Origin of the sequence: Paraburkholderia sp. MM5482-R2, assembly GCF_050436125.1 — a bacterium.
Taxonomy (GTDB): Bacteria; Pseudomonadota; Gammaproteobacteria; order Burkholderiales; family Burkholderiaceae; genus Paraburkholderia; species Paraburkholderia tuberum.
The window spans coordinates 1325908-1340370 of record NZ_JBNDLP010000002.1 but is presented as its reverse complement, the minus strand read 5'-3'; the positions used below and the strand labels follow the sequence as shown (position 1 = coordinate 1340370).

Sequence of the window (14463 nt, the reverse complement as noted above, 5' to 3'; positions counted from 1 at the left end):
TCACCGCGGCACTGCCCGTTACTTTCTCAACAAATACGCGAGCAGCAGTTCGGTATTCATCTGAATCACCTCGCTGCGTTCGGCGGCGCTGCTGAAATCGCGGCCGAGCGTCGCCTCGAGCGTGAAACGGTTCGACACGATGTAGTAGCCCATGCCCGAGAGCGTCACGTAAAAGCGCAGCGGGTCGATGTTCGTGCGAAACAGCCCCGCGCGCTGCCCACGTTCGAGAATGCCGCCGAGCGTGGCGACGATCGGCGAAATCATTTCGCGTATGCGCGTGGACTTCTGCATATAGCGTGCTTCATGCAGATTCTCGTTGTTGATGAGCCTCAACAACTCGGGATGATCGCGGTAGTAGTCCCACACGAAATGCGCGAGACGCGTAACCGCCTCGACCGGCGCGATTCCGTTGAGTTCGAGCGTGCGTTCCGCTTCGTTGAGCGCGCTGAACGCGTGCTCGAGTACCGCGGTGAATAGCTGCTCCTTGCTACCGAAGTAGTAATAGAGCATTCGTTCATTGGTTTCCGCGCGGCGAGCGATCTGATCGACCCGCGCGCCGAACAGCCCTCCATTTGCAAACTCTTCCGCCGCCGCGAGCAAGATGCGGCGCCTCGTGCCTTCAGGATCTCTTTTGATTTTCGGCTGATTCATGGTGGCATCGTCTTCGTGAGCCGCGTTCTCCGGATCGCGCCGCCGGCCTCTCCTCGAGCCTTTTTGTGGCGGCGTTTAGCGGGCGCGTCATGGTTGGGAAACACACCCTTTTCTGCGGTCTTTCGAATGAAGCGCTTCGATTATGGCACATGGATTGCGAATGGCAATCCGGGAAATCGGCGATAATGTGCTATTTAGTTCAGGTCGTGCGATCGCACGGCAAACCCCCGCGCCGCAACCGTGACAGACGTCAAAACACTCGCGGATCGCATCGAAGATCTGCTGCCCCAAACGCAATGCACGAAGTGCGGTTATCCCGCATGCCGTCCGTATGCCGAAGCCGTCGCCAATGGCGAGGCGAACTATAACCAGTGCCCGCCCGGCGGCGCCGAGGGCATCGCGCGCCTCGCCGCGCTGCTCGGCAAACCGGTGATTCCGCTCAATTCGGCCAATGGCGTCGAACGTCCGCGTCCGTTGGCGGTTATCGACGAACAGGTGTGCATCGGCTGCACGCTGTGCATGCAGGCGTGTCCGGTCGACGCGATAGTTGGCGCACCGAAACAGATGCACACCGTGGTCGCCGAGCTATGCACCGGCTGCGACCTGTGCGTGCCGCCCTGCCCGGTCGACTGCATCACGATGCTCCCCGTGACCGGCGAGGCCACCGGCTGGGATGCATGGAGCCCGAGCTACGCGGACGCGGCGCGGGCGCGTCATAACCGCCACGAGACCCGCCTCGCGCGCGAGCGCGACGCCGCCGAAGCGCGCGCTGCGGCGCGGCGAGCCGCAAGCGCGCCGCCGGCTGCGCCGGACGCGGTTGCGGCAAACGCCGCGATAGTGCCGTCCGAGGCTCCCGCCGCCCCGATTGCGGACGACGCGGAAGCGAAGAAACGCGCGATCATCCAGGCCGCGCTCGAACGCGCGCGCAAGAAGAAGGAAGACTTGGCCGCGAAAGGCGAGGGACCGCTGAACACCGAGAACGTCAGCGCCGACGTGCAGGCACAGATCGATGCCGCCGAAGCGCGCCGCCGTCGTCTCGGTCTTGCCAGCGGTGGCGACACGCCCGGCTCGGAGCAGCAGTCCGACGAGTCAAATGAGTCAAACGAGTCCAATCCACCGTCCAACTCGCCGCCAACCGCGCGCTGACCACGCCGACGCAACCCGGCCCACTCACACGGACCCGCTCCGCATGAACGCGAACAAACGCCGCGCGATCTACGAAACGCTTCAGAGCCTCAATCCGCATCCGACCACCGAACTCGAGTACACGACGCCGTTCGAACTGCTGATCGCGGTGCTGTTGTCTGCGCAGGCGACCGACGTGTCGGTCAACAAGGCGATGCGCAGGATGTTTCCGCTCGCGAACACGCCGCAGAAGGTGTTCGACCTCGGCGAGGAAGGCGTCGCGAGCTATATCAAGACGATCGGTCTGTATCGCACGAAGGCGAAGAACGTGATCGCGACCTGCCGCATTCTGCTCGACCAGTATGGCGGCGAGGTGCCGGAGGATCGCGAGGCACTCGAAGGGCTGCCCGGTGTCGGCCGCAAAACGGCCAACGTGATCCTGAACACCGCATTCGGCCATCCGACCATTGCGGTCGACACGCACATTTTCCGCGTCGCCAACCGCACCGGCCTCGCGCCCGGCAAGGACGTGCGCGCGGTCGAAGCGGCACTCGAAAAATTCACGCCCGCCGAATTCAGGCAGGATGCGCACCACTGGCTGATCCTGCATGGACGCTACGTGTGCAAGGCGCGCCGCCCCGAATGCTGGCATTGCGCGATCGAGCCGCTGTGCGAGTTCCGGCCAAAGACCCCGCCACCCGATCTATAAGGCCGGCCCAGCTCGAAACCCAAGGCCGTGCAGCGCGCCTGCGGCCCACGCGGCCGCCGCGTAAAATAGTGCCTTACGCGCAGCGCGCACTGCGGACCCGCACCGTCGCGCTCCGCGCCTCCACTCCCACGCACCGGTTCCACGATGTTCAATCCCAGCCGCGACGAAGTTCGCCTCTTTTTCACCGACACCTGGCGCAAACAGCGCCAGGGCGAGATTTTGACGCCGCTCGAGGCGATCGCCGCCGACTGGATCGTCGAGCATCCCGAATATCACGCCGATCTCGCCGATGGTCCCGCCGCCCAGGCGCAGGACTATTCGCCGGAGCGCGGCCAGACCAATCCGTTCCTGCACCTGTCGATGCACCTGGCGATCTCCGAGCAGTTGTCGATCGATCAGCCGCCCGGCATTCGAGCCGCGCATGAGCGGCTCGCCGCGCGCCTCGGCTCGACGCACGAGGCCCAGCACGCGATCATGGACTGCCTCGGCGAAACCATCTGGGAAGCGCAGCGCACCGGCACGCCGCCGGACACGGACGCGTATCTGCAGCGCATCGAACGGCGTGCGACGCGCGACTGAGGCGACTGGAAACGCCGGCGCGGCACGACGCCAGCACGCCGAGGTACGACGCCCTCAAAGCAAAACACCCCGCCAAGGCGGGGTGTTTTGCTTTTGAAGCATCGGCGCGAAACCGGCGCCCGACGCTTACTTTTTCTGCACGAGGTCGCCTTTTAGCGATTCGATGTAAGCGGCGATGTCCTTCATGTCGCCTAGCGACAGGCTCTGCACCTGTGCCTGCATGATCGCGTTGTTGCGGCCGAGGTGTGGATTGCCAGTACCCATCTGGTACTGACGCAGCGCCCAGTAGACATAGTCGGCGTACTGACCGGCCAGCTTCGGATACTCCGGGCTCACCGGCTTGTTCAGGTTGGGCCCGTGGCAGGCCGCGCAGTTGTGGCTGTCGGCGAGCACCTTACCGTTGCCGGCGTCGGCCGCGTGGGCTGCGTTCGCTGCGGCCAGACCGATTACCGCCGCCGCGCTGACCGCCTTGAATACCGTGTGGAGTGCCTGTTGGGGCTTGATCATGAAATCTCCTATCCCGCGAATTGGATGTGCTGGTGACCGACGCCGATCACTTGTCGGGATTGTTTTTCGAAGCGGCAGTTTGCGCTGCGTAGTACGCGGCGACATCGGCAATGTCCTGATCCGACAGCGTCACCGCGATCGCATGCATCGTGGCGAAATGGCGGTCGCCCTTCTTGTAGGCGCGCAGCGCGTTTTCGAGGTACGCCTGATTCTGGCCACCAAGCTTCGGCACGCGGAAAACCTCTGGATAAGCCGTGCGGTATTCGGGGATGCCGTGGCAGCCGATACACATCGCGACCTTGCCCTGGCCCGCCTTGGCATTGCCTACGACATCCGCTGCCTGCGCATTGGCCGCATACCCCGCGAGCACCGACAGCGCTGCGATCACGACGTGTTTGCCGACGAATTTATTCATAGATGTAACCTGGCTTGAGGGGAAACGGGTGCCCACAAAGGCAGCGGTCCGCGCCGTTCTTCTTGTAGGGTAGCCACGCAGGCCAAAAAAATCGGGCTCATTGTACCGCGCCGCCGCGCCGAACGTCCACCGGACACGGGGGCCGCGCAACGCCCGCCGGGACGGGCGCCACGCCATGACCGCGGCGGCTTCGCAACGACGCCACAGCGGCACCGCCGCCGCGTCACTGCGCGGCTGACACCATACGTGAGCCGGTTTCAGGCCAACAGGCCTTCTGACTTATACTGGGTTTTTTCCCGCACAAGAGCATCTCGTCATGCGTTTCGAAGGCTCATCGCAGTACGTCGCCACCGACGACCTCAAGCTCGCGGTCAACGCCGCGATGACGCTCAAGCGTCCGCTGCTGATCAAGGGCGAACCCGGCACCGGCAAGACCATGCTCGCCGAGGAAGTCGCCGCCGCGCTCGGCATGCCGCTCTTGCAATGGCACATCAAGTCGACCACCAAGGCACAGCAGGGGTTGTACGAATACGACGCGGTGTCGCGTCTGCGCGATTCGCAGCTCGGCGACGAGCGCGTGAAGGACATCCGCAACTACATCGTCAAAGGCGTGCTGTGGCAGGCGTTCGAATCGGACGAGCAGAGCGTGCTGCTGATCGACGAGATCGACAAGGCCGACATCGAATTCCCGAACGACCTGCTGCGCGAACTCGACCGCATGGAGTTCTACGTGTACGAGACGCGCGAGCTGGTGCGCGCCAGACATCGCCCGCTCGTGATCATCACGTCGAACAACGAGAAGGAGTTGCCCGACGCGTTCCTGCGCCGCTGCTTCTTCCACTACATCAGGTTTCCGGATGCGACGACGATGCAGCAGATCGTCGACGTGCACTACCCCGGCATCAAGAAGGATCTGCTCGCCGCGGCGCTGCAGAGCTTCTTCGAGCTGCGCAACGTCGCGGGGCTGAAGAAGAAGCCGTCCACCTCCGAACTGCTCGACTGGCTCAAGCTGCTGCTCGCCGAAGACATTCCGCCCGAAGCACTGCGCTCGGCCGATCAGAAGCAGATCGTGCCGCCCCTGCACGGCGCGCTGCTGAAGAACGAACAGGACGTGAGCCTGTTCGAGCGGCTGCTGTTCATGAACCGCAACAACCGTTGAGCCGGCGCCGCGCCGCAGGACATCCAGCATGCTGATCGACTTTTTCTACTCGCTGCGCGCCGCCCGCCTGCCGGTCTCGGTGAAGGAATACCTGACGCTGCTCGAAGCGCTGAAGGCCAACGTGATCGCGCCGTCGCTCGACGAGTTCTACTACCTCTCGCGCATCACGCTCGTGAAGGACGAGCAGTACTTCGACAAGTTCGACCAGGCGTTCGGCGCCTTTTTCAACGGTGTCGCGGCGACCTCGGAGCTCGCGTTCGAGATTCCGCCCGACTGGCTGAAGAAGAAGCTGCAACGCGACCTGTCGCCCGAGGAAAAGGCGCAGATCGAGGCGATGGGCGGCATCGACAAGCTGATGGAGCGCCTGAAGGAACTGTTCGACGAGCAGAAAGAGCGCCACGAGGGCGGCAACAAGTGGATCGGGACGGGCGGCACGTCGCCGTTCGGTCACGGCGGCTATAACCCCGAAGGCGTGCGCATCGGCGGCGACGCGGCCGGCAATCGCACGGCCGTCAAGGTATGGGAAGCGCGCGCGTATCGCGACTACGACGACCAGGTCGAAATCGGCACGCGCAACATCAAGGTTGCGCTGCGACGGTTGCGCCGGTTCGCCCGCGAAGGGGCGGCGGAAGAACTCGACCTGCCCGACACGATCCGCAGCACCGCCGCGAACGCCGGCTGGCTCGATCTGAAGATGGTGCCCGAGCGGCACAACAACGTGAAGGTGCTGATGCTGCTCGACGTCGGCGGCTCGATGGACGATCACGTGAAGCGCACCGAGGAGCTGTTCTCCGCCGCGAAGGCCGAGTTCAAGCACCTCGAGTTCTACTACTTCCACAACTGCGTGTACGACTTCCTGTGGAAGCACAACCGCCGCCGCCACGCCGAGCGCACACCGACGTTGGACGTGCTGCACAAGTTCACGCCCGACTACAAGCTGATCTTCGTCGGCGACGCGACGATGAGCCCATACGAAGTGTTGCAGCCCGGCGGCTCGGTCGAGTACAACAACGCCGAGGCCGGCGCGGTGTGGTTGCGCCGGCTCGCCGATCACTTCCCGCACTTCGCGTGGCTGAACCCGGAACCGGAAGCGCTGTGGCCGTACCGGCAGTCGGTCAGCGCGATCCGCGAAGTGCTGGGCCACCGCATGTATCCGCTGACGCTCGCGGGCCTCGAGACGGCCATGCGGGTGCTGAGCAAGTAACGCCCGCCGTTCCAGAATCCACGTCCCGACGCTTCAACTTCCACAACAAGAAAGCCTTCGCATGAGTTCGTCCCCGTCGCCCCAGCTGTCCCCCGCCGCCACGTCGCCCAGGCGCTTCAATCCGCTCGCCGATACGTCGCTGTCGACGATCGTCGCGGGCTTCGTCGCGGCGATGACCGGCTACACGAGCTCGCTCGTGCTGATGTTTCAGGCGGGCCAGGCCGCGCATCTGAGCGACGCGCAGATTTCGTCGTGGATCTGGGCGCTGTCGATCGGCATGGGCCTGTGCACGATCGGCCTGTCGCTGCGCTTTCGCGCGCCGATCGTGATCGCGTGGTCGACGCCGGGCGCGGCGCTGCTGGTGTCGTCGCTGCCGCATGTCGTGTATGCGCAGGCGATCGGCGCATTCATCTTCTGCGCGGCGCTGCTGACGCTGGTCGGCGTCACCGGCTGGTTCGACGCGCTGATGAAGCGGATTCCGTCCGGCCTTGCGGCAGCGCTGCTCGCGGGCATCCTGTTCGAGATCGGCATCGAGATTTTCCGTGCCGCGCAGTACCAGACCGCGCTCGTGCTGACGATGTTCTTTACCTACCTGATCGTCAAACGGTTCGTGCCGCGTTATGCAATTCCGACCACGCTCGTGGCAGGCACCGCAGCCGCCGGCGGCCTCGGGCTGCTCGACTTCAGCCACTTTCACGTCGCGCTCGCGCACCCGGTGCTGACGATGCCGTCGTTTTCGGTGGCGGCTTGCGTGAGCATCGGCATTCCGCTGTTCGTGGTCGCGATGGCCTCGCAGAACGTGCCGGGCATCGCGGTGCTGCGCGCCGACGGCTATACGACCCCGTCCGCGCCGCTGATCGCGACGACCGGCGTCGCGTCGCTGCTACTCGCGCCGTTCGGTTCTCACGGCATCAATCTTGCCGCGATCACGGCGGCGATCTGCACCGGCCCTGAAGCGCACGAAAACTCCGCCAGGCGCTACACAGCGGCCGTATGGGGCGGCATTTTCTATCTGCTCGCGGGCGTGTTCGGCGCGACGATCGCCGCGCTGTTCGCGGCGTTCCCGAAGGAACTGGTCGTCTCCGTCGCGGCGCTCGCGCTGTTCGGCTCGATCATGAGCGGGCTCGCCAACGCGATGCAGGATACGAGGCAGCGCGAGGCCGCGCTCGTCACGTTCATGGTGACCGCCTCGGGACTCACGCTGCTGTCGATCGGCTCGGCGTTCTGGGGGCTCGTCGCGGGCGTGGTGACGCAAGTCGTGCTGAACACGCGCCGCGTGTGAACGGATCGCCACGCCCGGCTGTCCATACGCGGTGTTCATACCGTCCTCGGCGATCCGCCATAGAATAGATGTATCCGGCAGCGTTTCCCAAGCCATCGTGGGACGCGCTGCGGCTTGACCCGCGGCCGCCGGCGCCGGCTGATTCCTCCTGCCGGCGCGGCGGCGTCCTCACTTCTCCTGAACCATGGCGCACACGCGCCCTGAAGGCCCGAACATGACAACCGCACTCGACCAACTCAAGCAATACACCACCGTGGTGGCCGACACCGGCGACTTCCAGCAGCTCTCGCAGTACAAGCCGCGTGATGCGACCACCAATCCGTCGCTGATTCTGAAGGCCGTGCAGAAAGACGACTACCGGCCGCTGCTCGAAAAGACCGTGAAGGCGCATGCGTCGAAGCCGGCCGGCGCGATCATCGACCAGTTGCTGATCGCCTTCGGCACCGAAATCCTGAAGATCATCCCGGGGCGGGTGTCGACCGAAGTCGACGCGCGCCTGTCGTTCGACGTCGAAGGGTCGATCGCGAAAGGCCGCGAGCTGATCGCGCTGTACAAGGAACACGGCATCGAGCGCGACCGGGTGCTGATCAAGCTCGCGTCGACGTGGGAAGGCGTGCGCGCGGCCGAGGCGCTGCAGAAGGAAGGCATCCACTGCAACATGACGCTGCTGTTTTCGCTCGTGCAGGCCGCCGCCGCCGCGGAAGCTGGCGCGCAGTTGGTCTCGCCGTTCGTCGGCCGCATCTACGACTGGTACAAGAAGAACGCCGGCAGCGCGTGGGACGAAGCGAAAGACGGCGGCGCCAACGATCCGGGCGTCAAGTCGGTGCGCCGCATCTACGCGTACTACAAGAAGTTCGGCTACAAGACCGAGGTGATGGGCGCGAGCTTTCGCACGACCTCGCAGATTCTGGAACTGGCCGGCTGCGATCTGCTGACGATCAGCCCCGACCTGCTGCAGAAACTGCACGAGAGCACCGACAAGGTCGAACGCAAGCTGTCGCCGGAGACATCGCACGACGCGGACATCGAGCGCGTGCCGGTCGACGAGAAGTCGTTCCGCTTCCTCCTCAACGACGAAGCGATGGCGACCGAGAAGCTCTCCGAAGGCATCCGCACGTTCGCCGCGGACGCGGTGAAGCTGGAAAAGCTGATCGACACGCTGCGCTGAGGCGCCGGAGGCCGCGGGCGTGGCTGGCTGAGTGACGCTCACGCTCGCCGCGCGGCTCCGCGCGAGTCCCATCCATGACAGGCGGCGCTGGACCTCACGGTTCAGCGCCGCTTTTCGTTTGCGCTGCATCGCCACTGGCGACATAGCGTCACAATCGACGCGCCGCCACCGACTACAATCGACTCCACGCCCCTCCCCACCGCCGCTGGCGAGGAACGACGGCACCCGCCCAACGCCTGACCATGGAGACGATCATGTACGTTCAGCCCTATGTGTTCTTCAACGGCCGTTGCCAGGAAGCGCTCGATTACTACACCGACAAGCTCGGCGCCCAGGTGACCTTCAAGATGCTGTTCAAGGAAGCGCCGCCGGACGCGCACAATCCGCCACGCCCCGAACTCGCCGACAAGATCATGCACGCGAGCGTGCAGCTGGGCTCGAGCACGTGGATGGCTTCCGACGGCAACTGCGATGCGGCGGCCGGCCCGTTCAATGGCTTCAGTCTGTCGCTGACCGTCGATGACGGCGCGTCGGCGGAAAAATGCTTCAACGCGCTCGCCGATGGCGGCCAGGTCGTGATGCCGTTCCAGCAAACGTTCTGGAGCAAGGGCTTCGGAATGGTGGTGGACCGCTTCGGCATGATGTGGATGGTCACGCTGCCGCCGCAGGTTTGAGGCTTAGGGGCAGGCCAGCGCTAGCACCTACCTGCCACGCGTCGCCCGCTCGTGCCGCTCGATGTTCCAGTTCGGCTCGGTCTCCAGCAATAGCGCGCGCAACCGGTCTACCTGCTCCGCGAGCCGCTGACCGAGCCAGTACGGCCCTTGCCAGTCGGGCGGCAACGCGGTGGCCACGTCGCCGTGCCCCTTCGCGAGCGGCGCCGCGGCCGGAATGCCAAAGCGCGACGGACGGCCAAAACGCAGCCCGCGCGCGGTGGACAACAGGATCGCCCGCACGGCGCGCACCTCGGCGCCGCAATGCGCTGCATAGGCGGTGCGCGCGGCGGCATCGGCGTTCATCAGCGGCCCCGTGGCAAGCAGTTCCAGCGAGCTGAGCACCGAACGATGCAGCCGCTGGATCTCCTCGAGCCTCGACTGCGGCACGTCGATTTCCTTCGCGACCGACGGCATCAGCGAGCGCAGTTGCACGAGCCGCTTGTTGATCCACAGGAAGCGCTTGATCTGCTCCTCCTCGGTGATCGTTTCGCCGTCGAGCAGCCGCGCGTAGATGCCCGCGCATTCGCGCAGATTGGCGGCGAGGCCGTAGCGCCACGAATACGTCGCGTGCAGCGGAAACGCGAACGAAAACGCCAGCGCGATGACAATACCGATCAGCACGTTCAGCGTGCGCCACAGGCCGACGTCGATCAGATTGTCGCCGTGGCCCGCGACGATGCACATCGTGATGGCGGTCAGGAGCCCGATATAGCCGGACGAGCCAATCGCGAACCACGCGCAGATCGACGCGATGATCGCCTCCAGCACATAGGTGAGCGGCAGCGAACCGATGAAGTGCTGTTGCACGATCAGCAGGAGCCCGATCGATGCGCCGAGCAGCGTGCCGGCCGCGCGTTCGGCCGCTTTCTTGCGGATATTGCCGTGATGCTGCAAGCCGCCGATCACGACCAGCAGCGTTACCGACGACCAGATGCCGTGCGGAATATCGATGCCGGTCGTCGCCAGAATCGACACCAGCATCGCGAGGCCGACGCGCAGGCTATGCAGCACCTTGGCGTGCCGGTAGCGGTAGTACGGCGACGTGACCGCGCGCACCATCCGGCTGAGCGCCGCGCGGCGGGAAATCAAAGTGGGAGTATCGGCAGCAGCCATGGCGGCGCGCGGCGAACGCGTGAAAGGACGGTTCCGCTATCCTGCCCTGGAGTGCCCCGCAAACACAAACGCCCGCCAACTTCCGTCGGCGGGCGTTGCGTGTTTCAGAACGTGATTTGCAGCTGGAATCAGCCTTCGACGATGTCCAGGTAGTCCTCCGGACGCGTACGGTCCTCGGCGCGCTGCATGCCCACCGCGCGCACGACCAGGCTCACGACGACCGACACCACGAGGTTCACGACCAGCGACCACACGGCCGCATAGCCCGGAATCGCCATGCCGAACAGATGGATCGTGAAGATCGAGCTCGCGAGGTTCAACGAAATCGCCATCCACGTGCCGGTCGCGATACCTGCCGCCCAGCCGAGCAACAGACCCCGGTAGTCGAGCACGCGCGTGTAGAGACCCAGCACGATCGCCGGCAGCGTCTGGATGATCCAGATCCCACCGAGCAGTTGCAACTGGATCGCGTACGTGAGCGGCAGACCGAGAATGAACGCCACCGCGCCGACCTTGACGATCAGCGACACCAGCTTCGCGACGTTGGTCTCCTGCTCGTGCGTCATGTTGCGGTTGACGAACTCCTTGTGCACGTTGCGCGTGTACAGATTCGCCGCCGCGATCGACATGATCGCCGCCGGCACCAGCGCGCCGATACCGATCGCCGCGAACGCGACGCCGACGAACCACGACGGGAAGAAGTGCAGGAACAGCGCCGGCACTGCGAAGTTCGGGCCGAAGGCCTTGAAGTACGGCGCGAACTCCGGCATGTCCTTCACGCCGGCCGCGAGCGCCATGAAGCCGAGCAGCGCGAGCAGGCCGAGCACCAGCGAATACGCCGGCAGCAACGCCATGTTGCGGCGGATCGTGTTGCCCGACTTCGACGACAGCACCGCGGTGATCGAGTGCGGATACAGGAACAGCGCCAGCGCCGAACCCACCGCGAGCGTCGCGTACGCGCTATAGCCGTTCAGGCTCGACACGTCCGGCGACTTCAGCAGCAGCTTGGCCGGCGGGACCGCGCCGAAGATATGGCCGAAGCCGCCCAGCTGCGGCGGAATCACGATGATCGCGGCGAAGATCGTCACGTAGATCAGGATGTCCTTGACGACCGCGATCATGGCCGGCGCGCGCAGGCCCGACGTGTACGTGTAGGCCGCGAGGATCGCGAATGCGATGATCAGCGGCAGATCGCCGACGAAGCCGGTCGTGTCGAAACCGAGCGCGCCGATCACCACTTCGATACCGACCAGTTGCAGCGCGATGTACGGCATCGTCGCGACGATGCCGGTGACCGCGACGGCGAGCGCGAGCATGCGGCTGCCGTAGCGGGCCGACACGAAGTCCGCCGAGGTCACGTAGCCGTGCCGCTTCGCGACGCTCCACAGCTTCGGGAACACGACGAACGCGAACGGATAGATCAGGATCGTGTACGGCAGCGCGAAGAAGCCCGTTGCGCCCGCACCGAACACGAGCGCCGGCACCGCGATGAACGTGTAGGCGGTGTACAGGTCGCCGCCGAGCAGGAACCACGTGACGATCGTGCCGAAGCGCCGGCCGCCGAGACCCCACTCTTCGATATGCGCGAGATCGCCGCGCCGCCAGTGGGCCGCGACGAAGCCGAGAATCGTGACGCCGATGAAAAACAGAACGAAGACGAAAGTTGCAATGGGGTTCATCGTTGTGCGCCCCCGTTCGTGCGACCCGTATAGCGGGACCTGGTCTTCGAATAGACGAACGCGGTGATGACCGCGCTGATCAGCACCCACAGCAGCTGATACCAGTAGAAGAACGGGAAATCGAACAGCTGCGGCTCGACCCGGTTGTAGGACGGCACCCAGATCATCGCGATCCACGGTAGCAGCAATAGCCAGAGCCAGTGCTTGCTGGCTTTCTTCACGTCGGCGTCGTGAGCCATGACGTCTCCTGTTTCCTATTTAGAATTTATCTGCCCGCGGTCGACGGGAGGTGGGACTCAGCGGGTGGTCGTCCCGCGGTCAGCCACGGGCTCCCCGAAAGCTTCGAAAGAGTATAGGAGTGGCGAACTCCCGGTCAAGCAGGGACGACCCGAGGCGCGTCGGGTCCAACAACGCGACGGAAGCGCCAACGATGCAGGCTGGATGACGTTGCGGCGTAGACGTGAAAAAATACCGGAAGCAAAGCGGCCGTGCCGACCGCTACGCCGGTACGGCCGATTCATTCTCCGTGCGCTGATCAGATCGCAAACGATGCGCCCGTCTGCCCGGTCGATTCGCGCAGGCCCTTGATCCATTTGCGCGCCGGCAAGCCGAGCTCGGCTTCGATCAGCTTCGCGCGCGCCTCTAGCGCGGTGAACGGCACGTCGAGCGCGGGGCCCGAGAACGCGATCGCGATACGGTTGCCGTCGTGCACTTCGGGCAGCGCGACGACGCGACCGTCGAAGGCTTCGTTCAGACGCTTCATGTTGCGCACGAAGCTCGGATGATCGCCGAACAGATTCACCGTGACGATGCCCGCGTCGGTCAGACACGCACGTGCCGCACGGTAAAAGCCGACGCTGTCGAGTACTGGGCCACGCGCGGTCGCGTCGTAGACGTCGATCTGCAGCGCGCCGATGGTGCCGTGGTTCGCGCTCTCGTTGACGAAGTCCCACGCGTCGCTTTCATGCACGCTCAGACGCGCGTCGTCGGGCGGCAGTTCGAACATCGTGCGCGCGGCCACGACGACCGCCGGATTCAGTTCGACGGCCTCGACCTTCGCGCTCTTCAGGAAGCGGTGCGCGAACTTGGTCAGCGACGCGGCGCCGAGCCCGAGCTGCACGATGCGCTTCGGCGTTTCGAGGAATAGCAGCCAGGCCATCATCTGCTGCGCGTATTCGAGTTCGATGTGATCGGGCTTGCGTAGACGCATCGCGCCTTGCACCCATTCCGTGCCGAAATGCAGGTAGCGCACGCCGCCCTCTTCGGAGAACGTCACCGGTGCGAAGCGCGGCTTGCGCGGCGCTTCGATTTGCGGCGCGTCGTGTGCGTCGTGCTCGACGGTGCCGCTCGCGTTGCGCGTGGATTTGGGCGCCTTTTTGTGGGCCATTTGCTGTTTACCGCCGATGGCTTGGGCGTCGCGGTTACGGAAAGCGCGCGCCTCGGCCGAAGCGCGCTTGATCAGATTCGTCATGTAGGGATGTCGCGCGACAGGCGCAATATTTTTGGTCGAACGAGAGCATAGCATTCGCTGCGGTTCGCTCATTCAAATCGACCGCTCACAAACTGCTTTCAACGAACTCACTTTTGCGGCCGCTGGGTCGCGACCAACCTGCGCCATTACGCCACGCGCAAACGATTCACGTGGCGCTTTATCGCCGTTTTCCGTCACCAGCCGCAGCTTGCAGCGCATTTCCTCCTGGTGCAGCGCCCGGCGAGATCATCTATTCCGAGGGCTACTCGGGTGAGCCCGTGGTCTTTCTGATCACGGAAGGCAAGGTCGAACTTTCCACTCGCTGCGACGACATGAAGGTCGTCGATTCGTTCGATGTACTCAACCCGATCGCGCAGGGACTGCAAAAGGATGCGACGGGGAATGTGCTCGTCGAAGGGCATACCGACAGTGCGCCGATTTCGACCGCGAAGTATGTGTCCAACTGGGAGCTGTCGTCGGCTCGCGCGGGCGCAGTGGTCAGGTATCTGGTCGAGCGCGGGATCGAGCCGCATCGGCTGGCCGCGATCGGACGGGCGGACAATTTTCCGCTGGTTGCCGGCAATGACGCGGCGGCAAGAGCGGCCAACCGGCGGGTCGCGATCGTCGTGCAGTATTGAACGCGTTCGCCGGTAGCATCGGCCGCCCTTCCCTGCTACGAGCCGCCCGC

The 14463-nt window shown here is 64.6% G+C and carries 15 protein-coding genes and 1 pseudogene; 9 read left to right on the top strand and 7 right to left on the bottom strand.

Annotation, left to right across the window (positions count from 1 at the left end):
• Positions 1–18: 18 nt before the first annotated feature.
• On the bottom strand, positions 19–651 hold the full coding sequence (locus OKW37_RS09080) for a TetR family transcriptional regulator (protein ID WP_013088849.1): 633 nt from the start codon (positions 649–651) through the stop codon (positions 19–21).
• A gap of 240 nt (positions 652–891) precedes the next feature.
• On the opposite strand from OKW37_RS09080, the gene rsxB reads away from it, so the two are divergent.
• The 3 genes from rsxB (at position 892) to OKW37_RS09065 (ending at position 3064) form a co-directional block, all read left to right on the top strand.
• Positions 892–1797, top strand: a complete 906-nt coding sequence (rsxB, locus tag OKW37_RS09075) for an electron transport complex subunit RsxB (RefSeq protein ID WP_429406896.1) — start codon at positions 892–894, stop codon at positions 1795–1797.
• Positions 1798–1840: 43 nt separating this feature from the next.
• On the top strand, positions 1841–2485 hold the full coding sequence (gene nth, locus OKW37_RS09070; protein ID WP_184059448.1) for an endonuclease III: 645 nt from the start codon (positions 1841–1843) through the stop codon (positions 2483–2485).
• Between the two features lie 144 nt (positions 2486–2629).
• Entirely contained in the window at positions 2630–3064 is a 435-nt protein-coding gene (locus tag OKW37_RS09065; protein ID WP_018419890.1) for a DUF1841 family protein, read from the top strand.
• Positions 3065–3190: 126 nt separating this feature from the next.
• On the opposite strand, the gene OKW37_RS09060 is transcribed toward OKW37_RS09065, so the two are convergent.
• Positions 3191–3571 (bottom strand): c-type cytochrome, encoded by a 381-nt coding sequence (locus OKW37_RS09060; RefSeq protein ID WP_429406899.1) that lies wholly within the window; start codon positions 3569–3571, stop codon positions 3191–3193.
• Positions 3572–3617: 46 nt separating this feature from the next.
• On the bottom strand, positions 3618–3986 hold the full coding sequence (locus OKW37_RS09055) for a c-type cytochrome (RefSeq protein ID WP_429406901.1): 369 nt from the start codon (positions 3984–3986) through the stop codon (positions 3618–3620).
• A 316-nt stretch (positions 3987–4302) separates the two neighbouring features.
• On the opposite strand from OKW37_RS09055, the gene OKW37_RS09050 reads away from it, so the two are divergent.
• The 5 genes from OKW37_RS09050 to OKW37_RS09030 all read left to right on the top strand — a co-directional run bounded on the left by OKW37_RS09050 (position 4303) and on the right by OKW37_RS09030 (position 9473).
• Complete coding sequence (locus OKW37_RS09050) at positions 4303–5145, top strand: AAA family ATPase (RefSeq protein ID WP_090803635.1); 843 nt, start codon at positions 4303–4305, stop codon at positions 5143–5145.
• A gap of 28 nt (positions 5146–5173) precedes the next feature.
• The gene (locus OKW37_RS09045) at positions 5174–6349 is read left to right on the top strand and encodes a vWA domain-containing protein (RefSeq protein ID WP_184059454.1); all 1176 of its coding nucleotides are present in this window, start codon (positions 5174–5176) and stop codon (positions 6347–6349) included.
• A 61-nt stretch (positions 6350–6410) separates the two neighbouring features.
• The gene (locus OKW37_RS09040; protein ID WP_429406904.1) at positions 6411–7631 is read left to right on the top strand and encodes a benzoate/H(+) symporter BenE family transporter; all 1221 of its coding nucleotides are present in this window, start codon (positions 6411–6413) and stop codon (positions 7629–7631) included.
• Between the two features lie 214 nt (positions 7632–7845).
• On the top strand, positions 7846–8799 hold the full coding sequence (tal, locus tag OKW37_RS09035) for a transaldolase (protein ID WP_429406906.1): 954 nt from the start codon (positions 7846–7848) through the stop codon (positions 8797–8799).
• 254 nt (positions 8800–9053) lie between these two features.
• Entirely contained in the window at positions 9054–9473 is a 420-nt protein-coding gene (locus OKW37_RS09030) for a VOC family protein (RefSeq protein WP_429406908.1), read from the top strand.
• A 27-nt stretch (positions 9474–9500) separates the two neighbouring features.
• Here the strand turns inward: OKW37_RS09030 and OKW37_RS09025 are convergent, their stop codons facing one another.
• From OKW37_RS09025 to OKW37_RS09010, 4 genes are all read right to left on the bottom strand, one after another.
• The gene (locus OKW37_RS09025; protein ID WP_429406910.1) at positions 9501–10625 is read right to left on the bottom strand and encodes an FUSC family protein; all 1125 of its coding nucleotides are present in this window, start codon (positions 10623–10625) and stop codon (positions 9501–9503) included.
• Between the two features lie 128 nt (positions 10626–10753).
• Entirely contained in the window at positions 10754–12304 is a 1551-nt protein-coding gene (mctP, locus tag OKW37_RS09020; RefSeq protein ID WP_429335987.1) for a monocarboxylate uptake permease MctP, read from the bottom strand.
• A complete protein-coding gene (locus OKW37_RS09015) occupies positions 12301–12543 on the bottom strand; it encodes a DUF3311 domain-containing protein (RefSeq protein WP_429406912.1) in 243 nt (80 codons plus the stop codon). Before OKW37_RS09015 ends, mctP begins: the two co-directional genes overlap by 4 nt.
• 296 nt (positions 12544–12839) lie before the next feature.
• Positions 12840–13775, bottom strand: a complete 936-nt coding sequence (locus OKW37_RS09010; RefSeq protein ID WP_090803626.1) for a spermidine synthase — start codon at positions 13773–13775, stop codon at positions 12840–12842.
• A 344-nt stretch (positions 13776–14119) separates the two neighbouring features.
• On the opposite strand from OKW37_RS09010, the pseudogene OKW37_RS09005 reads away from it, so the two are divergent.
• Positions 14120–14413, top strand: a pseudogene (locus OKW37_RS09005) (OmpA/MotB family protein); the annotation flags it as partial.
• Positions 14414–14463 lie beyond the last annotated feature (50 nt).

Coding starts and splice junctions, on each gene's coding strand:
- OKW37_RS09080 (WP_013088849.1), bottom strand. CDS start 651: ATGAATCAGCCGAAAATCAAAAGAGATCCTGAAGGCACGAGGCGCCGC.
- nth (WP_184059448.1), top strand. CDS start 1,841: ATGAACGCGAACAAACGCCGCGCGATCTACGAAACGCTTCAGAGCCTC.
- OKW37_RS09065 (WP_018419890.1), top strand. CDS start 2,630: ATGTTCAATCCCAGCCGCGACGAAGTTCGCCTCTTTTTCACCGACACC.
- OKW37_RS09060 (WP_429406899.1), bottom strand. CDS start 3,571: ATGATCAAGCCCCAACAGGCACTCCACACGGTATTCAAGGCGGTCAGC.
- OKW37_RS09055 (WP_429406901.1), bottom strand. CDS start 3,986: ATGAATAAATTCGTCGGCAAACACGTCGTGATCGCAGCGCTGTCGGTG.
- OKW37_RS09050 (WP_090803635.1), top strand. CDS start 4,303: ATGCGTTTCGAAGGCTCATCGCAGTACGTCGCCACCGACGACCTCAAG.
- OKW37_RS09045 (WP_184059454.1), top strand. CDS start 5,174: ATGCTGATCGACTTTTTCTACTCGCTGCGCGCCGCCCGCCTGCCGGTC.
- OKW37_RS09040 (WP_429406904.1), top strand. CDS start 6,411: ATGAGTTCGTCCCCGTCGCCCCAGCTGTCCCCCGCCGCCACGTCGCCC.
- tal (WP_429406906.1), top strand. CDS start 7,846: ATGACAACCGCACTCGACCAACTCAAGCAATACACCACCGTGGTGGCC.
- OKW37_RS09030 (WP_429406908.1), top strand. CDS start 9,054: ATGTACGTTCAGCCCTATGTGTTCTTCAACGGCCGTTGCCAGGAAGCG.
- OKW37_RS09025 (WP_429406910.1), bottom strand. CDS start 10,625: ATGGCTGCTGCCGATACTCCCACTTTGATTTCCCGCCGCGCGGCGCTC.
- mctP (WP_429335987.1), bottom strand. CDS start 12,304: ATGAACCCCATTGCAACTTTCGTCTTCGTTCTGTTTTTCATCGGCGTC.
- OKW37_RS09015 (WP_429406912.1), bottom strand. CDS start 12,543: ATGGCTCACGACGCCGACGTGAAGAAAGCCAGCAAGCACTGGCTCTGG.
- OKW37_RS09010 (WP_090803626.1), bottom strand. CDS start 13,775: ATGACGAATCTGATCAAGCGCGCTTCGGCCGAGGCGCGCGCTTTCCGT.